Below are 22,533 nucleotides of genomic sequence, written 5' to 3'. Positions count from 1 at the left end.
GTTTGCATCGTCCGGTCCGGCCCCTTCGCGGGCAAGCCCGCTCCCACAGAGATTGGTGAGGTCCCGAGGGCTGTGCTGTACCTGTGGGAGCGGGCTTGCCCGCGAAAAGGCCGGACATGCCACTGAGCGTCCATCAGGCCCGCCACAGGTACCAGGCCGCCACTGTACGAAACGGGCTCCACGCCATCCCCAGGGCCCGCAACTGCGCCGGTGTCGGCGCTTTGTCCAGGCCTTTGAGCCGGCGATACCCGGCGCGCACGCCGAAATCGTCCACCGGCAGGATATCCGGGCGCTCCAGGCAATAGATCAGCAACATCTCCACGGTCCAGCGCCCTACGCCACGCAACGCCACCAGACGCTCGATCAGGGCTTCATCGTCCATCACCAGCGCCTCGGCGCGGCTAGGGACCCGCCCCTCCAGACGCGCCTGGGCGATGCCCTGGATCGTCGCCAGCTTGCTCGCCGAAAAACCACAAGCGCGCAGCGTCTGCGGTTCCACTGCCAACAATTGCTCAGGGCGCGGAAACGCCACCTCGGGAAACAACGCCAGCATCCGCCCCAGAATGGCCTCGGCGGCACGCCCATGCAATTGCTGGTAGGCGATCGCCCGCACCAGTGCCTCGTAGGGCTCCTGCGCTGGCTTGGCCTGGTGCAGGCACGGCCCCACCGCAGCGATATGCCGCGCCCAGTCAGCGTCCAGCGCGCTCAGGTAGTCGATGGCCGCACGGTAGTCATCGGGCACCGGGTCGGCGAGGGTCATGCAAGCCTCCAGTGGGTTCAGGCCAGCTCCATCTTAGCTCAGTGATGGGACGGCGAAACGCCGGTTCTTGCGCGGTAATTCCTGGCATGCAATCGAGCGCCTCAGTCCACCACTGCCCGCAACCGCCCCGTCCGCCGATACGATTGCCGAGCGAAACACACGAACAACCCCGCCATCAGCGCCAGGGCCATCGGCAGCCCATGGGGCGCCACGTCCATCGCCGCGCCGCTGAGCAGCGGCCCGACCAGGCTACCGACACCCCACAGTAAGCCCACACTGGCATTGGCCGTGACCAGGTCCTGGCCCTTGAAACGCTGACCGATCAGCACCAACGCCAAGGTGTAGATCGCCCCCGCCACCGCGCCCAACAGCACCAGCATCGGCCACAGCAGCCAGGTCATGTCCAGCAACCAGGGCAAGGCGATGCCGATGGCCATCGCCACCAGCCCACACAGCAGATGCAGCCCGGTGCGCTCGACGCGGTCGGCCAACCAGCCCAGCGGCAGTTGGAACACCATGTCGCCAGCGAACACCACTGTCACCATCAGCGCCGCCACACCCACGGCGAAGCCATGGCTGCTGGCATACACCGGCAACAACGACAGCACCACGGCATCGAAGAACGAGAAGAACAACACCGCCACGCACAATGCCGGGGCCACGCGGAAGAACCCGGCCAGGCCGAAGCTCTTCTCACCCTCCTCACCATGCTCGACGTGGTCGTTGGGCACGGTCAGCAGGATGCACAGCAGCGCCAGGCCGTAACCGAGGGTCACCACACCAATGATCCACGGGCTGTCGGCGCCGAGCAGCGCCAGCAGTGCCGGGCCCAGTACCTGGAATCCGGTGAAGCTGGTGGCGTACAAGGCCATGATCTTGCCGCGATTGTGGTCCGGGCAGAGTTCGTTGACCCAGGATTCGCCAAGGATGATCGCAATGCCCATGCCGATGCCCAGCCCCAGGCGCAGCACAGCCAGCAGCCACAGCGAAGCGAAGGCCGATTCGAGCAGGGCGATGCTCACGGTGCATAAGCTGAAGCACAACAGGTAGATGGTGCGCCGGGTCAGGTGCCGGCAACAGGCGTCGACCATGAACGCCGAAAGCATCATCCCCGCCGCGGGTATGGCCGCAATGATGCCGATTTCCAGGGTACCGGCTCCTGCCTCGTGCAGGCGCAACGACACCAGCGGCAGGCTGGCTCCCAGGCTGAAACCGACGACCGACACGGCGAACAACAGGCCGGCCAGCAAACGCATGTTCATGTACCACTCCTCGCAAACTGAAAAGACGCGCAAATGCAGGCGCCCGCGAGCACGCCAGAATGCCAGGCGATGCAGGGGCGCAGTTCAGTTCAGGGCGAGGTGTGGCGAGAAGGTGAAGGCAAACAGCACGCTGCGCCGCCGCTTGAGCACCGTATCGCTCGGCCACGCACGGCGCATCGCCTGCAAGGCAGGCTGACGGGTGCGAGGGAGACATTGGCTACGGCGCATTACGGTAACGACTACGTGGAAGGGTGGAGAGAGGCGGCACTCTAGGCGATGGCGGGCTGCATCGTCAATTGCCCGCGAATGGGCTGCAATGCAGCCCAAGCAGTCTCAACGCTTACCGGTGCTGGGCAGGAACACCGCCAGCAAACCGAACAAGGGCAGGAACGAGCAAAGCCCATAGACGTATTCGATACCACGCAGATCGGCCAGATAGCCCAGCAGCGCAGCACCGATGCCACCAAAACCGAACATCAAACCGAAGAAGATCCCGGCGATCATGCCTACGCTTCCAGGCACCAGTTCCTGGGCATACACCACGATGGCGGAGAACGCCGATGCCAGGATGAAGCCGATCACCACGCTCAGCACGGTGGTCCAGAACAGGTCGGCATAGGGCAGCGCCAGAGTGAACGGCGCCACGCCCAGAATCGAGAACCAGATCACCGCCTTGCGCCCGATACGGTCGCCGATCGGCCCACCGAAGAAGGTACCGGCCGCCACCGCGCCGAGGAACAGGAACAGGTGCAGTTGCGAGCTGGCCACCGAGAGGTCGAACTTCTCGATCAGGTAGAAGGTGAAATAGCTGGTGAAGCTGGCCATGTAGAAGTATTTGGAGAACACCAACAGGCCCAGCACGATCAAGGCGGCGATCACCCGCTGGCGGGAGATGCCATGGCTGGCCTGCACCGCCTTGCGTGTCTTGGCCTGGTTGAGATGTTCCTTGTACCAACGGCGCAGCATCAGGGTCACGCCGAAGAACGCCAGGCCGGCGACGCCGAACCAGGCCACGTGGCCCTGGCCGAACGGAATGACGATGGCCGCCGCCAGCAGCGGGCCCAGGGCCGAGCCGGTGTTGCCGCCGACCTGGAAGGTCGACTGGGCCAGGCCGAAGCGCCCCCCGGAGGCCAGGCGGGCGATGCGCGAGGTTTCCGGGTGGAAGGTCGACGAGCCGATGCCCACCAGCGCCGAGGCCAGCAGGATCATCGGGAAGCTACCGACGAACGCCAGCATCACGATACCGACCAAGGTGCACAAGGTGCCCAACGGCAGCAGGTTGGGCGTCGGTCGACGGTCGGTGAAGAAGCCGACCCACGGCTGCAACAGCGAGGCGGTGATCTGGAACGTCAGGGTGATCATGCCGATCTGGGCGAAGCTGAGCCCGTAGCTGGTCTTGAGCATCGGGTAGATCGCCGGCAGCACCGACTGGATCAAGTCGTTGATCAGATGCGCCAAGGCACAGAAGGTGATGATGCGCATCACCAGCGGGTTGGCTGGGTTTGCCGTGCCGCTGGTGGTAGCCGAGGAAGCGCTACTGATGGCCATTGGCCTGATCTCCGTCCGCAGGTTGGGATCCGATTATCGGGAAACAAATAGATACATAGCTACCTTTATTTCTCAGCGGCACCTGCATACTTGCAAATGGTTCTCAATATATTTAGCATCCTCGACCTGTCACCCCGTTATCGCTGGGCGAAACGCCCACTTCCAGCGAGCAGCCGCCATGAGCCCTATGTCCGCCGCGCAGACCCAATCCGATCCTCAACAGGAGGCACTGCGTTGGTTTTCGCTATTGCGCCAGCCAGGTTGCGACGTACAGACCCGCCAGGCCTTTGCCCTGTGGTGCCAGGACCCACTCAATGCCCACGCCTACGCCGAACTCGAAGCCTGTTGGCAACAGCTGCACCCAGCGCTACCTAGCCGCCCTCGCCCCCAGTTGATCAAGACGCGTCGCAGCGTGACGGGCAAGTACCTGGGGTTATCGTTCCTGCTGCTGCTCGGAGCGTTGGCCTACCTGTATTGGCCTTTGCTGCAGCGTTTGGGCAGCGAGTTGCACACCGACGTCGGCGAGCGGCGCAGCGTGCGCCTGAACGATGGCAGCACCCTGCACCTGGACAGCGCCAGCGCCATGAATGTCGATCTGCGTGGACGCACGCGGGTGCTGCAGCTGGTGCAAGGCCAGGTCGACGTGGAGGTGATGCTCGATGGTCGGGCGATGGAAATCGAAGTCGCCGATGCACGCATCCAGGTGTTCGGCACCCGGTTGGCGCTGGCCCGCCGTGCCGACCAGAGCGAACTTACGGTCTTGAGTGGCAAAGCCATGGTCATCCAGGGCGGCGATCAGCGCATGGTGGCGAGCGGTGAACGGGTCACCTTCAACGATGCCCGGATCGACGCAGTACAAAAAGTCGATGCCAACGCCTCAACGGCCTGGCGAACCGGCTACCTGCGTGCCACCGATATGCCACTGGCCGACGTGTTGGAGCGCTTGGCCGCCCATCAAGGCCAACGACTCGTGTTGTGGAATGATCACGCCGCCTATCGGCGTGTGACCGGCACCTACAACCTCGACCGCAGCGAAGAAGCCTTGGACAGACTGGCGGAGCAACAGCACCTGCGTGTGCATGGCGTGCTAGGTCAATGGCTGATTGCGTACTGAAGCTGGGCCTGACGGCTAAGTTTTTGAAAGCGTGCAAATTTTTTTTCAAATCAGTGTTGACAGCAGGCCTGCGCAAGAGAATAATGCGCGCCATCGGCTACATAGCTCAGTTGGTTAGAGCATAGCATTCATAATGCTGGGGTCCGGGGTTCAAGTCCCTGTGTAGCCACCAAACAAGTCAAAGGGCTTACCGCAAGGTAAGCCCTTTTTCTTTGTCTGCAGAAAACCCTAGCTGCCAGCCGCCAGCTTGGCGCAGTACGACGATGCGGGCCCCCCATCCCCACCCCAGGTCCGGTAACCGGCAGTGTCGATATGGATGCGGCCGGTGGGATAGCGACCCAGCCCCATGTTCCAGGCCTGGCCATGCTGCTGCCAGAAGACGCACAACGGATTGGGATCGGCCCAGGCAGGCAGCAGGATGTCGACGGCGAAGGCGCGGGTATGGGCACTGGCCACGGCGCCACCGGCACAGCGGTTCAATACCGGCTCACGGTAGGCCGACACCACCTCGAACTGACGCAAGAGGCCTTGCTGGTCGAGGGTGTGGAGCAACGCCAGGGTAGAACGCACCGCCGCCCAGTTGCTGACCGGCGGAACCGCGAACGGCGAGGCGTGGCATTGCCTCCAGTCCGAAGCCGAGCGCAGCAGCTGATGGATCGGTACCACGCCGTAGAGCCGGGCCTCGACCAACATCTCGCGAAATGGCCGGGTCTGGTGATCCCCGGCCCATTGGGCGAACATCCATAGGTCGCGATCATCGGCGTGGACAGCACCCACCATGAACATCGCCGCCAGCACCAGCCTGCGCATCGCTCCTCCCCTGCCACACCGGGCACACCCGCGTCACGCGCGCGGGTACTGCCATGCAGTCAAGTCACTCTTCGAGCAGGGTGCAAGCCATTACCAAGGCATCTTCGCGCCCTCCGGCAACCGGATAGTAGTCGCGGCGGCGGCCGATCTCATTGAAACCGTAGCGCTCGTACAGGCGATAGGCCGACTGGTTGCTGGCGCGCACTTCGAGGAAGCATTCGCGGCCATTGAGCTGATAGGCACGCGCCATCAAGTGCTCAAGCAGACGCAATCCCAGGCCGCGGCCCTGGTTCTCGGGCTTGACGGTGATGTTGAGCAGATGGGCCTCGTCGATGATCACGTTGATCACGCCATGGCCCACCTGTTGCTGACCATCGAACATCAACCAGACCTCGTAGGACTTCAGCGCGTCCAGGAAAATCCCTCGGGTCCAAGGGTGACTGAACGCGGCATATTCGATCTTAAGCACGGCATCCAGATCCGCCTCGGTCATCGGGCGGAAGCTGATCGAGTCACTCATTCAACGCTCTTCCAGCGCGCCATGAGCTGGCGCATGGCTTTCCAGACGTCCGCCTTGCGCTGCGGCTCGTCCATCAACAGTTCAAGACCGGGCAAGGCCCAGGCCTCGCCCAGGCCGTCAATCTTGAGTACTTGGTAGTAAGCTTCGGCCTCGGCATGGGCTGCGAAGCGCAGAGCCGGCAGGCCGATCAGCCACAGACAGGCACTGGGCGCCTCTTCCAGGCGAGCCTGGATGAAGCCCTGGACGAAATCGCGCGCCGCGTCCGGGCCTTGATCCATGTTGCCGCGCACCAGCAACGGCCAGCGCACCGGCTCACCGATGATCTGCGGCGCATCGGGCAATCCGGCAGCACGCAGCATGTCTTTGAGCAGCAGGTAGGATGGGTCGCGGCTCTGGAACGGCTGGCCAGTGGCGAGCTCCACCAGCAGCAGGCAACTGCCGGCTCGCAGCAGCTGCAGGGCAAAGCGTGGCGGCGGCACCGGTAGCGGACGCGGGGCCGGCGCCGGCGGCTCGGCTTCGGCCATCTTGGCCGAAGGCTTGGGCGTGCTGCCTGGGCGTGGCACTTCGATCTTCGGGCGTTCCACGTTACGTGCTTGCGGCACGACCGCCGCCTCGCTGGCGACAGCCGCCGCGGTCCGGGGCTCGAATTCGAGCTCGTCCACTGGCGCCTGTGGCAGGAGCAGCTCTGGGCGCGACGGCGCAGCGAACGGCAGTTCGGCGCGCGGCAGCCAATGCACCACTTGCATGGCGGAAAGGTAGGCGCGGCGGCGGGGCTCGGTCAGCAAGGCTCGGGTATCCGGGGGGTGAAGTCAGTCGGGCATTCTAACGCCGTTGGGCGTCCGGCGCCTCAACAGGTCGGCAGAAAATTGTTGCCTCGCCTGGCCCGTTCGCGGGTAAACCCGCTCCTACAGATACCCCTCAGTATTCGAAATGGTGGAGATCCTGTAGGAGCGGGTTTACCCGCGAACAGGCCAGCGGATTCCCCCACAGAAGCAAGGGTTACCCCTCATTACAGACCAAGGGGTGAAATCCTCCCCCTAGGATGCAGTACAATCGCCCCCTTTTACTTGGCAACGAGTCGACGCCAATGATCGAACCCAAGCGCGTCCTGCGCGCCCTAGCCGAACACTGGGCCCTGATCGAGCCGCTGTGCGAGCGTTTCGACCAGGGCACCCTGAGCCTGGTCGAACTGCGCCAGCAACTGGGCCGCCAGCAGGTGGAAAGCACCCCGCAGGACATCACCCAGTTGCTCGACGTGTGGATCCGCCTGGATATTCTCGTGCCGGTGGCCAAGAGCCCGAACCGCTTCGAGCTCAATGCCCAGATCCACGACTTCCTCGCCTACCTGCGCCGCGAACACCGCCTGGGCCTGTGCCTGGAGATCGAGGCCTACCTGCGCCACCTGGAGCGCCTGGCCGGGCATATCCAGGACGCCTTCGACAACCGCGACAGCGACGATCTGGCACGCCAGTTGCGCTTGCTGGACATGCGTGTACGCGACGTGCTCAAGAAGCTCGACAACGACGAACAGGCACTGGTGGCCGTGGCCGAACGGGCCAAGACCAGCAACCGCCAGATCCCGCTGCGCCAACGGTATGCCGAAGTCCTGGCGACCTGGGACGAATACGTCGAACCGATGATCCAGCTGGTCAACGCCGACGGCGCCTTCGAACAGGGTGTGCGCAAGGTCGAGACCGTGCTGCTGAAGCTGCTTGGCGAACAGGCGCGCCTGGGCCACCTGGTCGACGACGACATGCTGCTGCGCACCCACGCGCGCATCCTCGAGATGCAGACCAGCGCCCAGCTGACCCTGCGCCACGCCCGCGAACTGCTGCTGCCGCTGCGAGAAGAAGCGCGCCGGCACAACGCCGTGACCCGCGGCGCCGCACTGGCCCTGTCGGTGATCCGGCGCAAGGGCATCGACGCCGTACCGCAAGCGGCCATGCCGCTGTTCACCCGTCCCCAGAGCACCTTCCTCGGCAGTGCCAGCCAGGTCGAAGCGTATGTCTATGCCCTGGCCCGCTTCGAGCCCAAGCCGGCTCGTTTCCCCAAGGCGCACAAGACCCAGAAGGGGCCGCTGCCGCGGGCGCCGCGCACGGTCAAGGAAATGCTCGAACGCTGCGAGGACGCCCTGCCGCTGCCCGACCTCATGGTCTGGCTACTGGAGCAGGAGCCTGAAGGCGCCACCGACGAATTGCTGTACTGGTTCTCGCGCCTTTCGCGGGAAAAACGCTTCAAGCGCGAACGCCTCGAGCGCCGCGAGTACAGCACCCAGGAACATCTGGTCAGCCTGCGCTCGTTCGCCCTGACGTCCACCCGCCAAGCGCAACCTGACACCAACGCGAGCCCAGCCAATGCATCTTGATCTCTCCGAACTGTCCCAGCTCGCGCCGATCTTCCGCGAGCTGTTCAAGGGCTTCCACGTCAGCCGCCGCGACCCTGAGATGTACGCGCAGCTGTCGAACTTCCAGGACCAGTACCGCACCCTGTTCAAAGCCCTGGGCTTCGAGCTGGTGTGCGACACCCGCGGGTTCTATTACTTCGTCCCCGAACAGGCCGCCGCGCAGGTCAACAAGACCGCCCAGCGCCTGTCGCTGTTCACCTTCATCCTGGTCGAGCATTTGGCCGACCAGGGCCGTGACCCGATGGCCGTGCTCGATGGCGGCAGCATCGGCCGCGACGAGCTGCCGTCGCTGCTGGACAAGTACCGCGACCTGTTCCTGCAGGCCGAAGTGCAGACCGTCGACGAGCTCGAAGAAAAGATCATGCGCCGCATGACCCAGCTCGGCTTCGCCCATGAAGAAGGCGGCATCTACCGCTTCCTGCCGCCGATGCACCGCTTCCTCGACGTGTGCCTGTCGGTACAACAGGACCGCGACCTGGCCGCCAGCCTGCACAGCGACCTGCCGCTGCCGACCCCGGTACTGGTCGAAGAAGAAAGCCCGGAAGAACTCAACCGTACCGACGATCCGCTCGACCTCACGCCATTCGACGGCGAGGAAAGCGAAGAGGACGCCCTGGCCCGGGCCATCCGCGAAGAGCAACAGGAGATTGACGCATGAGCCAGGAACGCTACGGCATCCGCCGCTTCGCACTGCTCAACACCGCCGGCTACAGCCTCGGCCTGTTCCCCCTGGAACACCCGCTGTCGGTCTATGGCGCCAACAACCTGGGTAAATCGGCGTCGATCAACGCCCTGCAGTTCCCGATCCTGGCGCGCATGTCCGACATGAGCTTCGGCAAATACAGCCTGGAGCAGTCGCGCCGGTTCTACTTCGCCAGCGACACCTCGTACATTCTCTGCGAACTGAACCTGCCCCACGGCCCGCACGTGGTCGGCGTGGTCGGTCGCGGTCCCGGCGGTGGTTTCGGCCACCAGTTCTTCGCCTACAAGGGCGAGCTGGACCTGGCCCACTACCAGAAGAACGACACCTGCCTGCGCCAGAAAGAGCTGTTCACCAACCTTGAGCGCCTGGGCCTGAAGGCCTACGAGCTCAAACCGGACGAGCTACGCCGGCTGCTGGTCGGTGGCCACACCTCGGTACCGCTGGACCTGACCCTGATTCCGCTGCGCTCGACCAGCGAGCAGAGCCTGAAAACTTTCCGCGCCCTGTTCATCAACCTGCTGCACATGCGCGAGATCACCGCCGCCAAGCTCAAGCAGCTGTTCCTCGACGCTTTCGAGCACAGCCTGCGCTCGGGCAGCGTCGACTACATCGCCGCTTGCGAAGAAGCCTTCCGCGACGTGCGCCGCATGGAGCAGGACTACAACGCCCTGGTCGCCGCCGGCCCGCTGGTCGAAGCCCTGGCCGGTGGCGTAGCCCAGCGCGACATCCTGCGCGGCAAGCTGCACCGCCTTTCGCCGTTGCTCGACAACCTGCTGGGCACCTGGCAGGAATACGCCATGGCGCGCAAGGAAGAACTGGTGATCCAGGCCGAGCACTACCGCAGCGAGCAGGACAGCCTGCAGAACGACCAGCGCAGCGGCACCCAGGAGCTGATGCGCCTTGAACGCGAGATCACCGGCATCCAGCGCTGGCTGGGCGAGCTGTCGGTGCTCAAGCACCGCTTCGCCCTGGTCGAGGACGCCAAGGTGCTGGAACAGCAATTGCTGGCGGCCAAGGATGCTCACGACGAATTGGCCGGCGCACTGGCCCAGTCCCGGCAGTTCTCCGCCGAAGACCTCGACGAGCGTGTACGCGATCTGGAAAAACGCCTCAAGCAGGTCAAGCAACAGCTCGACCACGCCGACAACAACAGCTACGCCCGCCTGCGCGAGGAGTTCTCGCAACAGGACGTCGACCGCCTGATGCGCCTGTTCAACGGAGCGCTGTTCAGCCTGCCGCTGGGTGAGCGCGGCATCGAACTGGACGACAGCGACCTGTGGGTGAAATCCCTCGAAGCGGTGCTCGACAGCTTCAAGGGCGAGCGTTTCGAAGCGCCAGGCATCTCCATCGACCTGTCGCACATCGACCCACCGGCACTGCAGGCCCTGGCCGACCGAGCCGCCCTGCGCGATCAGAAAGAGCGCCTGGAGAAAGAGCTCAAGCAGCTCAAGACCCAACAATCGGTCGCCGCCGACCGCAGCGCCTCCAAGGCGCAGACAGAGGCGCTGTACCAGCAGGTGCTGGATGCTCAGAAGGCCCTGGAAGACTACCGCCGCAGCGAGACCTTGAGCGCCGAAGAGCCGGAGAAACTGGAACAGTTGGCGCAGCTGGAGGCGGCCCAGGACGAGCTCAAGCGCTCCAGTGATGCCTTCACCGAACGCGTCCAGCAGCTGTCGGCCAAACTGCAATTGGTCGGCCGCCAGATCGCCGACCTCGAAGCCAAGCAGCGCACCCTCGAAGACGCCCTGCGCCGCCGCCAGTTGCTGCCGGCCGACCTGCCGTTCGGCACGCCGTTCATGGACGCGGTCGACGACTCGATGGACAACCTGCTGCCGCTGCTCAACGATTACCAGGATGCGTGGCAGAGCCTGCAGCGGGTCGACAACCAGATCGAGGCGCTGTATGCCCAGGTTCGCCTCAAGGGCGTGGCCAAGTTCGACAGCGAAGACGACATGGAGCGCCGCCTGCAGCTGCTGGTGAACGCCTATGCGCACCGCACCGACGAGGCCCTGACCCTGGCCAAGGCACGCCGTGCTGCGGTGACCGACATCGCCCGGACCCTGCGCAACATCCGCAGCGACTACGACAGCCTCGAACACCAGCTGGCCCTGTTCAACCGCGAGATCAACAAGCGCCAGGTGTCCAACCTGGAAAGCTTCCGCGTGGTCCTGGCGCCGAACAAGGAAGCGCTCAAGCACATCGACCAGATCATCCACAGCGCCGGCCAGTACGAGGAAGGTGAGACACTGTCGGTGTTCGACCTGACTCAGAGCGCCGAGCAGGATCACAAGAACGAAGAAGCCAAGGAATACCTGGCACGACTGGTGGCAGCCAACCACAACCAGCTGGGCCTCAAGGACCTGTTCGAGCTGGCCTTCGAGATCACCAAGATCAACAGCCAGCCGGTGATCCATGCCGACATCGATGGCGCCGCGTCCAACGGCACCACCATGACCATCAAGGCGCTGACCAACATGTATCTGTTGCTGCACCTGATGGACCGCGACCTGGCAGGGCGCATTCGCCTGCCCTACTACCTCGACGAGGCGGCGGACATCGACGAGCGCAACCAGGCGGCATTGCTGGAAACCAGTCTGCAGCTGGGCTTCGTACCGATCCTGGCCAGCGTCAAGCCGCAGGTGTCGGCGCGCGTGGCGATCGACCTGGAAGGGGGTAGCGGGCCGAACGGCATCTACATCGATGAAGCGGACTGGAAGTTCATCAGCCGCCGCGATGAAGTGAAGGCGATCGTGCGTGAGGATGAGGCCGAAGAGCTGGCCTGATTCGTTGTATGGGGGCCGCTTTGCGGCCCTTTCGCGGGACAAGCCCGCTCCTACAGATACGGGGCAGCGCGGTACTTGTGGGAGCGGGCTTGCCCCGCGAATGGAGGCCAAAGGCCTCCCTGCAATCTACCAGGCGATCATTGAGCCCAAGGCAAGATCGGAATCGCCGTCACCGCATTCTGCGGGCTGCCTTCGATCATGCGGTCGCTGTACACCAGGTACACCAGCGTATTGCGCTTCTTGTCGAGAAAACGCACCACTTGCATGGTCTTGAACACCAGCGAGGTGCGCTCCTTGAACACCTCCTCGCCATCCTTGAGTTCACCCTTGAAATTGATCGGTCCGACCTGGCGACAGGCGATCGACGCCTCCGCCCGGTCCTCGGCCAACCCCAGCCCACCTTTCACGCCACCGGTCTTGGCCCGCGACAGGTAACAGGTCACACCCTCTACCTTGGGATCGTCGAACGCCTCGACGACGATGCGATCGTTCGGCCCAAGGAACTTGAACACGGTGGAAACCTGGCCGATTTCCTCGGCCCCGGCGACTATCGGCAATGCCAGCGCCAGGATACCCAGCGCCTGCTTCAGCACACTCATACCAGCACCAGATTATCGCGGTGCACCAGCTCCGGCTCGGCAATGTAGCCCAGCACGCCCTCGATGGCGTCCGACGGCTGGCCGATGATCTTCTGCGCTTCCAGCGCACTGTAGTTGGCCAGGCCGCGTGCGACCTCAAGCCCGTCCGGTCCGACGCAGACCACCATCTCGCCACGCCGGAAGCTGCCCTGCACGGTCTTCACACCAACCGGCAGCAGGCTCTTGTTGGCCTGACGCAGGGCCTGCACGGCACCGGCGTCGAGCACCAAGGTGCCGCGGGTCTGCAGGTGGCCAGCCAGCCACTGCTTGCGCGCCGCCAGCATGCCGCGCTCGGGCGACAGCAAGGTGCCCAGGCGCTCGCCGGCCTTGAGACGATCGAGCACGCGCTCGATGCGCCCGCCGATGATGATGGTGTGGGCACCGGAACGGGCCGCCAGACGCGCAGCGCGCAGCTTGGTCTGCATACCGCCACGGCCCAGGGCACCACCGGTGCCGCCCGCCACTGCGTCCAGCGCCGGGTCGTCGGCGCGGGCCTCGTAGATCAACTGGGCCTCGGGGTTGTTGCGCGGGTCGGCATCGAACATGCCATCGCGGTCGGTGAGAATCACCAGCAGATCGGCTTCGACCAAGTTGGCCACCAGCGCGGCGAGGGTGTCGTTGTCGCCGAAGCGGATCTCGTCGGTGACCACCGTGTCGTTCTCGTTGATCACCGGCACCACGCCCAGGTCGACCAGGGTGCGCAGGGTGCTGCGGGCATTGAGGTAACGTTTTCGGTCGGACAGATCGTCATGGGTCAGGAGGATCTGCGCGGTGTGCTTGCCGTGCTCGCCGAAACTCGACTCCCAGGCCTGCACCAGGCGCATCTGGCCGATCGAGGCGGCGGCCTGCAGCTCGTTCATCGCGCTCGGTCGCGAGGTCCAGCCCAACTGGCTCATGCCCGCGGCCACGGCCCCGGAGGAGACCAGCACCAGTTCCACGCCCGCTTCCCGCAATGCCACCATCTGCTCGACCCAAACGGCCATGGCGCCGCGGTCGAGGCCCTTGCCATCGGCCGTCAGCAGGGCGCTGCCGATCTTCACGACCCAGCGCTTGGCGCCTGTCACCTTGCTTCGCATCTTCTTCCAACCTATGTCGAATCTGTAGATACCGTAGATACAAAAACGCCGCTCCGAGGAGCGGCGTTTAGTGTACTGCAACCGATCAGTCGCGCACGTAAATGATTTCCGGGCCGTCTTCGTCGTCCTCGAAATCATCATCCCAACCATCGTCATCGCCGATGTCGTGCACGCTCTTGACGCCGGTACGACGCAAGGTACGCGCGTCGTCCAGGGCCTGCAGCTGGGCACGGGCTTCGTCTTCGATACGCTGGTCGAGGTCGGCCAGTTCTTCGGCGTAGGCCGGGTCGTTGGCCAGGCGGTCGGCGCGCTCTTCGAGGTAGCGCATCAGGTCGTGGCTGAGCTGCTCGGTACCCTGTTTGGCAATGGCCGAGATCATGTAGACAGGACCTTCCCACTGCAGGCGCTCGATCACCGCCTTGGCCCGCTCGTCGCGCTCGTCATCCATCAGCATGTCGCACTTGTTCAGCACCAGCCAACGCTCACGCTCGATCAGCGACGGGCTGAACTGCGCCAGCTCGTTGATGATGACTTCGGCGGCATCGGCCGGGTCGCTGTCGTCCAGCGGCGCCAGGTCGACCAGGTGCAACAGCACGCGGGTACGGGCCAAGTGCTTGAGGAAGCGGATACCCAGACCGGCGCCGTCGGAAGCACCCTCGATCAGACCAGGGATGTCGGCAATGACGAAGCTCTTCCAGCGGTCGACGCTGACCACACCCAGGTTCGGCACCAGGGTGGTGAACGGATAGTCGGCGACTTTCGGCTTGGCTGCCGAGACCGAACGGATGAAGGTGCTCTTGCCGGCGTTAGGCAAGCCCAGCAGACCGACATCGGCCAGCACTTTCAGCTCCATCTTCAGGTCACGCTGGTCGCCCGGCTTGCCTGGGGTGGTCTGGCGCGGCGCGCGGTTGGTGCTGGACTTGAAGCGGGTGTTGCCCAGCCCGTGCCAGCCGCCCTGGGCGACCATCAGCTTCTGGCCAGGGGCGATCAGGTCACCGATCACCTCCTGGGTGGTGGCATCGATCACCGTGGTGCCCACCGGCACGCGCAGGAACAGGTCTTCACCCTTCTTGCCGGTGCAGTCGGTGCTGCCGCCGTTGGCGCCGCGCTGGGCCTCGTGGTGGCGGGTATAGCGGTAGTCCACCAGGGTGTTGAGGTTTTCGTCGGCGACCATGTACACCGAGCCGCCGTCACCACCGTCACCGCCGTTGGGACCACCGTTCTCGATGAACTTCTCGCGGCGGAAGCTCATGCAACCGTTACCGCCGTCACCGGCCTTTACCCGAATCGATACTTCATCAACAAACTTCATCTAAAACCGCCTCTCGTCGACCGACGAGCTGAATGACACAAACCCTGAGGCTCTTGCAAAAATGAGCGCGGCGGCCCCGTACGACCGTAGAAACCAACGCCGGCAGCCCATACGAACAGCTTTGCAAGAGGCTCACCACAAACGAAAAAGCCCCGTCGCATGACGGGGCTTCTGGAGCGACGTCGCGATTAAGCGGCGACGATGCTCACGTAACGGCGCATGAACTCGCCTTTTTTCTCGAACTTGATCACGCCTTCGATCTTGGCGAACAAGGTGTGATCCTTGCCCATGCCAACGCCGTAGCCAGCGTGGAATTCGGTGCCGCGCTGACGGACGATGATGTTGCCTGGCTTGATAACCTGGCCGCCATACATCTTCACGCCAAGGCGTTTCGATTCTGAGTCGCGACCGTTACGAGTACTACCACCAGCCTTTTTGTGAGCCATGGTTCAATTCTCCAAATAAATTCAGGGGATCTAGGGGATTAAGCCTGGATACCGGTGATTTTGATCTCGGTGAACCACTGGCGGTGGCCCATACGCTTCATGTGGTGCTTACGACGACGGAACTTGATGATGCGTACTTTATCGTGACGGCCTTGCGAAACGACTTCGGCAACCACTTTAGCGCCGGCGACGACTGGTGCACCGATGGTGACGTCGTCACCGTTGGCAACCAGCAGAACGCGGTCGAAAGTCACGGATTCGCCGGTGGCGACTTCCAGCTTCTCGACCTTGAGGAATTCACCTTCAGCGACTTTGTACTGCTTGCCGCCGGTAACGATTACTGCGTAAGACATGGTATTTCTCCGATAATCCTGCTCACCCAGCGCTTTATATGATGAGTATTGGCTGGCATGGCTGCACAGGGCTGGAACGGCCCGGTGCAATTGCGTAAGGCAGGTGCTGCCCAGGAAGTTAGGGTGCGCGATTGTACGCAACCCGGGTTTTGCTTGCAAGTGGCGCCCCCGGCCCACGGGCAGCGCGCCTTGACACACCGGTACCCGCGACCTAGCATGCCGCGCAACCTGAATGGAGCAGCCGATGCAACCCCAAACCTTCTACCGCGCGGTAGCTGACGATTTCAGCGCCGTCGACGAGATCATCAAGAAGCAGCTGACCTCGCGCGTGCCGCTGGTATCGAAGATCGGCGACTATATCACGTCCGCCGGCGGCAAGCGCCTGCGCCCCTTGCTGGTACTGCTCTGCGGCAAGGCCCTGGGCCGTGAGGGCGATGATCTGCGCCTGCTGGCCGCGACCATCGAGTTCCTGCACACCGCCACCCTGCTGCACGACGACGTGGTCGACATGTCGGGCATGCGCCGCGGTCGCTCCACCGCCAATGCCCTGTGGGGCAACGCGCCCAGCGTACTGGTCGGCGACTTCCTGTACTCGCGCTCGTTCGAGATGATGGTAGAACTCGGCTCGATGCCGGTCATGCAGATCCTCTCCAAGGCCACCCGGGTGATCGCCGAGGGCGAAGTACTGCAGCTGTCGCGCGTGCGCGATGCCAGCACTACCGAAGAGATCTACATGGACGTCATCCGCGGCAAGACCGCGATGCTGTTCGAGGCCTCGACCCACAGCGCCGCGGCCCTGGCCGGCGGCACCGAGGCCCAGCGCGAAGCCCTGCGCACCTTCGGCGACCACCTGGGCGTCGCCTTCCAACTGGTCGACGACCTGCTCGACTACGAAGGTGATGCCGAGGCCCTGGGCAAGAACGTCGGCGACGATCTGGCCGAAGGCAAGCCGACCCTGCCGCTGATCTACACCATGCGCGAAGGCACCCCGGAGCAGGCCGCACTGGTGCGCCAGGCGATCCAGAAAGGTGGCCTGGAAGACCTCGAGCAGATTCGCGAGGCCGTCAAGACCTCCGGCGCCCTGGCCTACACCGCCCAACTGGCGCGCGACTACGTCAAGCGTGCGATCGACTGCCTGGAAGTGCTGCCAGCCAGCGAGTATCGCGATGCGTTGGTTGAGTTGAGCGAGTTTGCGGTCGCGCGTACACACTGACAGACCGAGCCGGATTCTTCGCGGGCAAGCCCGCTCCCACAGGATTGCGTGATCCCTGTAGGAGCGGGCTTGCCCGCGATGCTTTTGTCCGGACAAAACACATCGACAGCAAAACCTTATACAATGTGGGTTTTTAACCACCCGTCAGTTTAAGGAACCGAAGTGAGCACGTTGCCACCCTGCCCCAAATGCAACTCCGAATACACCTACGAGGATGGCACTCAGCTGATCTGCCCCGAGTGCGCCCACGAGTGGTCGGCCAGCGGTGAGCCAGAAGCGGCCAGCGACGATGTGGTGAAGAAGGACTCGGTCGGTAACGTTCTGCAGGACGGCGACACTGTCACCGTGATCAAGGACCTCAAGGTCAAGGGCTCGTCCCTGGTGGTCAAGGTCGGCACCAAGGTCAAGAACATCCGCCTGTGCGATGGCGACCACGATATCGACTGCAAGATCGACGGCATTGGCGCCATGAAGCTGAAGTCCGAGTTCGTGCGTAAGGTCTGATGACAAAATCCGGCAATTGGCGCTTGCTATTCTGATAATAAGAATTATTCTCATTGGGACGCTACCCAAGGAGAATAGCCATGACTTATCTGATCGACGCCTGGCTGGACCGTCCCCATCCCTACCTGCGCATCCTGCACCGGGAAACCGGCGAAGTGTGCGCGGTGCTCGAGGAAGAAGCCCTGGACGAACTGCGCGACCTGGGTGACCTGGACCTCAACGGGCTGAATTCGAGTGAACCGATCGTGCTCAAGGAACTGGTGAGAAACCTGTTTCTGTTCTGCTATGCGCGGGCGTTGCGCCCCGGGGGAACAGACTGGAATTGAGGCTGGCAAGGCCGGCCTCTTCGCGGGGCAAGCCCGCTCCCACAGGGCATACGATCGCTGTAGGAGCGGGCTCGTCCCGCGAATGGGCCGCAAAGCGGCCCGAGGGCATTACAGAACGTCGAGCAGCTCGACGTCGAACACCAGTACGCTGTGCGGCGGGATGCTGCCGACGCCTTGGGCGCCGTAGGCCAGCTCGCTCGGCACGTACAGGCGCCATTTGCTGCCGGCGTTCATCAGCTGCAGGGCTTCGGTCCAACCGGCGATCACGCCACCGACCGGGAATTCGGCAGGCTGGCCACGCTCGTAGGAACTATCGAACACGGTGCCATCGATCAGGGTGCCGTGGTAGTGAGTGCGCACGTTGCTTTCGCGGGTCGGCTGGGCGCCCTCGCCTGCGGTGATCACTTCGTATTGCAGGCCCGAAGCCAGGGTGGTGATGCCTTCACGCTTGGCGTTCTCGACCAGGAATTCTTTACCGGCAGCGGCAGCAGCTTCTGCCTTGGCAGCGGCTTCGGCCTGCATGACTTCACGGATGACCTTGAAGCTGGCCGAAAGGTCGGCTTCGCTGACGCGGCTTTCGACGCCGCTGAAAGCGTCGGTGAGGCCGGCAACGATGGCTTCCAGGCTGACGCCCGGTGGCGGGTTGTCGCGCAGCTGGCCGCCCAGCTGACGGCCGATGCCGTAGCTGACGCGGGTTTCGTCGGTGGACAGGTTGATATCGGACATGGTCGTGCTCCACTGCAGGGCGCAGTGCAGCCGCGCCCTTGATGAAAAGGGCGAGCAGCCTAGCACACTGGGACGCCTGGGAGCAGCTACCAGGCCGAACGCTGGGAAATCGGCACTTTGAGGTCTTCTTCCGGATGAGTGCCCATCCCGCACATCTCGTCCTGAACCGACCAATGCACCAGGTTCATCGACATCAGCGGAATGGACTCCAGCAGTAACCGCGCATCTTCGATCGAGTGCACCCGCAGGCGCTTGCCACGGTTGTCGTCAAGGGGATGGGGACGGCCACTGACCCGGGCTTCGAGCAGGTAGTCACCGCCTTCGATGGCGATCAGGTTCAGTTCGTCGACATGGCCCGCCCGGGCCTCGGTGTTGAGTTGGTGCAGGTTCATGGAACCACCTCGCGCTGGGGATCACGCATGAGTGTTCATTTTTTGTACAGAGCGAGGAATTACACAAGGCATTGCAGGCGCCGCTCGTCAGTTGAGCGGCGCTTGCCCGCGAAGGGGCCAACAAGGAATCAGTGCTTGGTCAGCTTGTCCAGGTAGCCCATGCAGAATGCCGAGACGACGAAGGTCATGTGGATGATCACGTACCACATCAGGTAATCGGTGGAGATGTTCTGCGCGTCCATGAACACGCGCAGCAGGTGAATGGACGAAATTGCCACGATCGACGCTGCGACCTTCATCTTCAGCGACGAAGAGTCCATCTTGCCCAGCCAGTTGAGCTTTTCCTTGCTGTCGTCGATGTCCAGTTGCGAGACGAAGTTCTCATAGCCGGAGATCATCACCATCACCAACAGGCCGCCGACCAGCGACATGTCGATCAAGGAAAGGATCACCAGGATCAGGTCGGCTTCGCTCAAGGCGAAGACGTTGGGCAGCACGTGCACCACTTCCTGGAAGAATTTCAGCGCCAGGGCCAGCAAGCCGAGGGACAGACCGAAGTAGATGGGTGCGAGCAGCCAACGCGAGGCATACATCGCATTTTCGAGAAAACGTTCCATGCAGGGTCGAGACTCATCAGGTGGTAAAAACGACGGCGAGTATAGCCAGCCACCTGGGTCAGCAACAGTCTCGACGGCCTCTCAGGTTTCAGGATGGAACTGATAATCGCCGAGGTTGCGGCAGCGCTCGCCATTGATCCGCCGCAGCTGTGCTTGCAGGTGCAGGCACCAGATCTGCGGGTCTTCGGCCACCTGGTAGCCATGCAGGGTCAGGCTGTCGACGATGGCGTTGAGCACCGACTCGGCCACCATCGGGCCATGGAACGGCCCCTGAGCTTTGATCGCGGACGGTTGTTCACCGGCCATGCCGGCGGCGAACAGCAACGTCCACATGCCATTGTCGCCGGCCAAGGGACGAATGCTGCATTCGATGCGTGTCACCAGGCCAAGGCACTGGCGGGTAAGGCTGAGGTTGCGCATGGCCGCGTCCCCTCCACAAAGCGATGTTCAGCCTGAACGTACAGGCTGTTTTCATCCTGACCGTAATGTCCTTACGCTCCAGCATAGAAGACCGCCGGCAGAAGCTGGAAAACTGGCGCTGAACGGTAGCCATGACCGCCAGCGCCGGGTTATTGACTCAGGCAGGTTTGGCCTGGGCAATGACTTCTTCCAGGCGCTCTTTTTCCGCCTCCTTGATCTCTTCTTCGCTGATCATCTCGGCGATCTCTCGCAGCCGTTCGACCACTCGAGCGTTGACACTGCCTTCGGCGAACTGGCCCTTGTCGTCCAGCACACCGGCCTCCTCGCCCACCAGCAGGCTGAGGGCCTCATCGGCCTGCTTGACCGCATAGACATGGAACTGCCCCGCCTCGACCGCTTGCAGCACACGTTCGTCGAGCATCAGCGTGGCGACGTTGGCACGCGGAATGATCACGCCCTGATCGCCGGTCAGCCCGCGTGCTTCGCAAAGGCGGAAGAAGCCTTCGATCTTCTCGTTGACCCCACCGACCGCCTGGACCTCGCCAAACTGGTTGATCGAGCCGGTGATGGCGAAGCATTGCTTGAGCGGGGTACGCGACAGGGCCGAGATCAGGGTGCAGACCTCACCCAACGACGCACTGTCGCCGTCGACGTAGCCGTAGGACTGCTCCAAGGCGATGCTCGCCGAGATCGCCAGGGGGAATTCCTGGGCATAACGGCTGCCCAGGTAACCGGTGAGGATCATCACCCCCTTGGAGTGGATCGGCTGCCCCAGGTTGACCTCGCGCTCGATGTCGACGATGCCGCTGCCGCCGGGATAGACGGTGGCCGAGATGCGTGCCGGCATGCCGAACGCCGAGTCGCCGACTTCGAGGACCGTGAGGCCATTGCATTTGCCGATGGCCGCGCCTTCGGTATCGATCAGGATGATGCCGGCGAGCATGTCGTCGAGCACCCGCTGCGAGACTCGGCCGGTGCGTGTGGCCTTGGCCTTGAGCGCCCGCTCGATATGACCGGCGTCGGTCATTTCGTCGCTGGCCAGCTGACGGATGAAATCGGCTTCGCTGACCAGCTGGAACAGGTCGCCGATCCGTGCCGACAGCCGCGACTGGTTTTCTGCCAGGCGGGCGCTGTAGGTCGCCAACCGCGCCACGGCGTCACTGGTCAGCGGCGCCATGCCCTCCTCGTTGGTGCGGGTGCGCAACAGCTGGGCGAATTGTTCGAGGTTCTCGTCGACCATCGGCATGTCTTCGTCGAAGTCGACCAGCACCCGGAACATCTCCTGGAAGTCCGGATCATGGTCCTGCAAGGCGTAGTACAACTGGCGCGAGCCGATGATCACCAGCTTGACCTTGAGCGGGATCACTTGTGGCGTCAGGCTAACCGTGGCGACACGACCCAGCTCGCCCAAGGGTGATTCCATCTTCAACTTGCGCGACTGCAGGGCGCGCTTGAGCGCGTCCCAGACGAACGGCTCGCCGAGCATCTTCTCCGCTTCGAGGATCAGGAAGCCACCGTTGGCCCGGTGTAGCGCGCCGGGTCGCAGTTGCCGGTACGAGGTGTACAGCGCGCCCTGATCGGTGCTGTATTCGATACGCCCGAACAGGTTGTCGTAGGTCGGGTGCGGCTCGAATACCACCGGGGCACCCCCATCGGCGTGGTGGCCGACCACCAGGCTCGGGGCGTACTGCTCTTCGAGCAGCTTGCGCGCCGCGGCATCGGTCTTGCTGTCGTCGACCAGTTGTTCGACCACGGTGCGCAGCAGGTTCAACTGCACCGATTGCAGGTAAGCGCACACGGCTGCGTTCTCGGCGTACTTTTCCGACAGCGGCGCCAGCAATGGCTGCAGGGCCAGGGTGATGGTTTCTTCGTTCAACTGGCGCAGCTGGTTGTTCGACTCGCGCTTCCACTGCGGCAGACTGGCCAGTTCTTCGTTGAGGCGTTCCTCGAGCGCGGCGATGTCCTCATGGAACTGCTCGCGCACCGACTCTGGCAACTGGGCGAACTCGGCTTCATCGAGCGCCTTGCCGTCGGCCATGGGGGTGAAGGCGACGTTGCTGGCATCACGGTACAGGGCCACGTCTTTTTCCAGCGAGGCCCGCTCGATGACATCCAGGGCCCGGTCATAGCGCTGGTTGAAGGCGCGATCGATGGCCCCCTTCTTCTGCTGGTAGGACGGGTGCTCGAACACCGCCGGGAAGGTGGCCAGCAGGTTGTCGATCAATCCGCCCATGTCGGCGATGAAGGCGTGCGCGGTGCCCGAGGGCAGCTCCAATGCGCGGGGTTCACGGGTATCGTCATAGTGATTGACGTAGACCCAGTCGGAAGGGGTCTGCTGGCGCTTGCCCTCGGCCTTGAGGTAACGCTTGACGAACGAAAAACGCCCGGTGCCGGGCTCGCCCATCACGTAAACGTTGTAACCGGGGCGCGGCATGGCCACGCCGAATTGCAGGGCCTCGACAGCACGTTCCTGGCCCAGGACACCACGGAAGGGCTCCAGATCGTCGGTATGGGTGAACGCAAACTGCTCGGGTGAAAAACGCCGGGTCAGGGCTTCAGGCGCGAGACGCAGGCGCGCAGCGACGGGATCGGGCATTGGGTTTCCT

At 63.4% G+C, this 22,533-nt stretch carries 24 protein-coding genes and 1 tRNA gene; 8 read left to right on the top strand and 17 right to left on the bottom strand.

What is annotated here, in order from left to right; genetic code table 11:
- Positions 1-133 precede the first annotated feature (133 nt).
- The 4 genes from E2H86_RS20680 to E2H86_RS20670 form a co-directional block, all read right to left on the bottom strand.
- A complete protein-coding gene (locus E2H86_RS20680; RefSeq protein WP_133331207.1) occupies positions 134-760 on the bottom strand; it encodes a DNA-3-methyladenine glycosylase family protein in 627 nt (208 codons plus the stop codon).
- A 101-nt stretch (positions 761-861) separates the two neighbouring features.
- Positions 862-2,022 (bottom strand): MFS transporter, encoded by a 1,161-nt coding sequence (locus E2H86_RS20675; protein WP_133331205.1) that lies wholly within the window; start codon positions 2,020-2,022, stop codon positions 862-864.
- Between the two features lie 84 nt (positions 2,023-2,106).
- Entirely contained in the window at positions 2,107-2,250 is a 144-nt protein-coding gene (locus tag E2H86_RS26040) for a hypothetical protein (RefSeq protein ID WP_165976107.1), read from the bottom strand.
- A 105-nt stretch (positions 2,251-2,355) separates the two neighbouring features.
- Positions 2,356-3,570: an MFS transporter gene (locus E2H86_RS20670; RefSeq protein ID WP_133331203.1), complete on the bottom strand. Its 1,215-nt coding sequence runs from the start codon at positions 3,568-3,570 to the stop codon at positions 2,356-2,358.
- A gap of 178 nt (positions 3,571-3,748) precedes the next feature.
- Between E2H86_RS20670 and E2H86_RS20665 the strand changes: the two genes are divergently transcribed.
- Positions 3,749-4,684 (top strand): FecR family protein, encoded by a 936-nt coding sequence (locus tag E2H86_RS20665; RefSeq protein ID WP_230385375.1) that lies wholly within the window; start codon positions 3,749-3,751, stop codon positions 4,682-4,684.
- A 95-nt stretch (positions 4,685-4,779) separates the two neighbouring features.
- Positions 4,780-4,856 (top strand) — tRNA-Met (locus E2H86_RS20660).
- A 56-nt stretch (positions 4,857-4,912) separates the two neighbouring features.
- On the opposite strand, the gene E2H86_RS20655 is transcribed toward E2H86_RS20660, so the two are convergent.
- From E2H86_RS20655 to E2H86_RS20645, 3 genes are all read right to left on the bottom strand, one after another.
- Positions 4,913-5,494 carry a D-Ala-D-Ala carboxypeptidase family metallohydrolase gene (locus E2H86_RS20655; RefSeq protein ID WP_133331201.1) on the bottom strand — a complete coding sequence of 194 codons (582 nt, stop codon included), beginning with the start codon at positions 5,492-5,494 and terminating at the stop codon, positions 4,913-4,915.
- Between the two features lie 64 nt (positions 5,495-5,558).
- Positions 5,559-6,014: a ribosomal protein S18-alanine N-acetyltransferase gene (gene rimI / locus E2H86_RS20650; RefSeq protein WP_133331199.1), complete on the bottom strand. Its 456-nt coding sequence runs from the start codon at positions 6,012-6,014 to the stop codon at positions 5,559-5,561.
- Positions 6,011-6,799: an energy transducer TonB gene (locus tag E2H86_RS20645; RefSeq protein WP_133331197.1), complete on the bottom strand. Its 789-nt coding sequence runs from the start codon at positions 6,797-6,799 to the stop codon at positions 6,011-6,013. The genes rimI and E2H86_RS20645 overlap by 4 nt, the downstream gene beginning before the upstream one ends.
- Positions 6,800-7,101: 302 nt before the next feature.
- Between E2H86_RS20645 and mksB the strand changes: the two genes are divergently transcribed.
- The 3 genes from mksB to mksF are packed head-to-tail and all read left to right on the top strand — an operon-like array spanning position 7,102 to position 11,904.
- On the top strand, positions 7,102-8,379 hold the full coding sequence (mksB, locus tag E2H86_RS20640) for an Mks condensin complex protein MksB (RefSeq protein WP_133331195.1): 1,278 nt from the start codon (positions 7,102-7,104) through the stop codon (positions 8,377-8,379).
- Positions 8,369-9,076: an Mks condensin complex protein MksE gene (gene mksE / locus E2H86_RS20635; protein WP_133331193.1), complete on the top strand. Its 708-nt coding sequence runs from the start codon at positions 8,369-8,371 to the stop codon at positions 9,074-9,076. Before mksB ends, mksE begins: the two co-directional genes overlap by 11 nt.
- Positions 9,073-11,904, top strand: a complete 2,832-nt coding sequence (mksF, locus tag E2H86_RS20630) for an Mks condensin complex protein MksF (RefSeq protein WP_133331191.1) — start codon at positions 9,073-9,075, stop codon at positions 11,902-11,904. Before mksE ends, mksF begins: the two co-directional genes overlap by 4 nt.
- 137 nt (positions 11,905-12,041) lie before the next feature.
- On the opposite strand, the gene E2H86_RS20625 is transcribed toward mksF, so the two are convergent.
- The 5 genes from E2H86_RS20625 to rplU form a co-directional block, all read right to left on the bottom strand.
- Entirely contained in the window at positions 12,042-12,503 is a 462-nt protein-coding gene (locus E2H86_RS20625) for a CreA family protein (protein ID WP_133331189.1), read from the bottom strand.
- Complete coding sequence (proB, locus tag E2H86_RS20620; RefSeq protein WP_133331187.1) at positions 12,500-13,618, bottom strand: glutamate 5-kinase; 1,119 nt, start codon at positions 13,616-13,618, stop codon at positions 12,500-12,502. Before proB ends, E2H86_RS20625 begins: the two co-directional genes overlap by 4 nt.
- An 85-nt stretch (positions 13,619-13,703) precedes the next feature.
- The gene (gene cgtA, locus E2H86_RS20615) at positions 13,704-14,930 is read right to left on the bottom strand and encodes an Obg family GTPase CgtA (protein WP_133331185.1); all 1,227 of its coding nucleotides are present in this window, start codon (positions 14,928-14,930) and stop codon (positions 13,704-13,706) included.
- Between the two features lie 188 nt (positions 14,931-15,118).
- On the bottom strand, positions 15,119-15,376 hold the full coding sequence (gene rpmA, locus E2H86_RS20610) for a 50S ribosomal protein L27 (RefSeq protein ID WP_003247464.1): 258 nt from the start codon (positions 15,374-15,376) through the stop codon (positions 15,119-15,121).
- 38 nt (positions 15,377-15,414) lie between these two features.
- Positions 15,415-15,729 carry a 50S ribosomal protein L21 gene (gene rplU / locus E2H86_RS20605; RefSeq protein ID WP_133331183.1) on the bottom strand — a complete coding sequence of 105 codons (315 nt, stop codon included), beginning with the start codon at positions 15,727-15,729 and terminating at the stop codon, positions 15,415-15,417.
- A gap of 244 nt (positions 15,730-15,973) precedes the next feature.
- Between rplU and E2H86_RS20600 the strand changes: the two genes are divergently transcribed.
- The 3 genes from E2H86_RS20600 (at position 15,974) to E2H86_RS20590 (ending at position 17,772) form a co-directional block, all read left to right on the top strand.
- Positions 15,974-16,942, top strand: a complete 969-nt coding sequence (locus E2H86_RS20600; protein ID WP_133331181.1) for a polyprenyl synthetase family protein — start codon at positions 15,974-15,976, stop codon at positions 16,940-16,942.
- A 162-nt stretch (positions 16,943-17,104) separates the two neighbouring features.
- Positions 17,105-17,446, top strand: a complete 342-nt coding sequence (locus E2H86_RS20595) for a zinc ribbon domain-containing protein YjdM (RefSeq protein ID WP_133331179.1) — start codon at positions 17,105-17,107, stop codon at positions 17,444-17,446.
- Positions 17,447-17,526: 80 nt separating this feature from the next.
- The gene (locus tag E2H86_RS20590) at positions 17,527-17,772 is read left to right on the top strand and encodes a PA4570 family protein (RefSeq protein WP_133331177.1); all 246 of its coding nucleotides are present in this window, start codon (positions 17,527-17,529) and stop codon (positions 17,770-17,772) included.
- Between the two features lie 108 nt (positions 17,773-17,880).
- On the opposite strand, the gene E2H86_RS20585 is transcribed toward E2H86_RS20590, so the two are convergent.
- From E2H86_RS20585 to E2H86_RS20565, 5 genes are all read right to left on the bottom strand, one after another.
- The gene (locus E2H86_RS20585; RefSeq protein ID WP_133331175.1) at positions 17,881-18,498 is read right to left on the bottom strand and encodes an FKBP-type peptidyl-prolyl cis-trans isomerase; all 618 of its coding nucleotides are present in this window, start codon (positions 18,496-18,498) and stop codon (positions 17,881-17,883) included.
- Between the two features lie 86 nt (positions 18,499-18,584).
- Positions 18,585-18,890: a DUF6482 family protein gene (locus E2H86_RS20580; RefSeq protein ID WP_133331173.1), complete on the bottom strand. Its 306-nt coding sequence runs from the start codon at positions 18,888-18,890 to the stop codon at positions 18,585-18,587.
- Between the two features lie 128 nt (positions 18,891-19,018).
- Positions 19,019-19,507: a TIGR00645 family protein gene (locus E2H86_RS20575; RefSeq protein WP_133331171.1), complete on the bottom strand. Its 489-nt coding sequence runs from the start codon at positions 19,505-19,507 to the stop codon at positions 19,019-19,021.
- An 81-nt stretch (positions 19,508-19,588) separates the two neighbouring features.
- A complete protein-coding gene (locus E2H86_RS20570) occupies positions 19,589-19,927 on the bottom strand; it encodes a PA4575 family protein (protein WP_085673987.1) in 339 nt (112 codons plus the stop codon).
- Between the two features lie 157 nt (positions 19,928-20,084).
- Positions 20,085-22,523 (bottom strand): Lon protease family protein, encoded by a 2,439-nt coding sequence (locus E2H86_RS20565; protein WP_133331169.1) that lies wholly within the window; start codon positions 22,521-22,523, stop codon positions 20,085-20,087.
- Positions 22,524-22,533: the final 10 nt, after the last annotated feature.

The sequence above is a fragment of the Pseudomonas putida genome, from assembly GCF_004357765.1.
Lineage (GTDB): Bacteria > Pseudomonadota > Gammaproteobacteria > Pseudomonadales > Pseudomonadaceae > Aquipseudomonas > Aquipseudomonas putida_U.
This window is presented reverse-complemented; position numbering and strand designations above follow the sequence as displayed.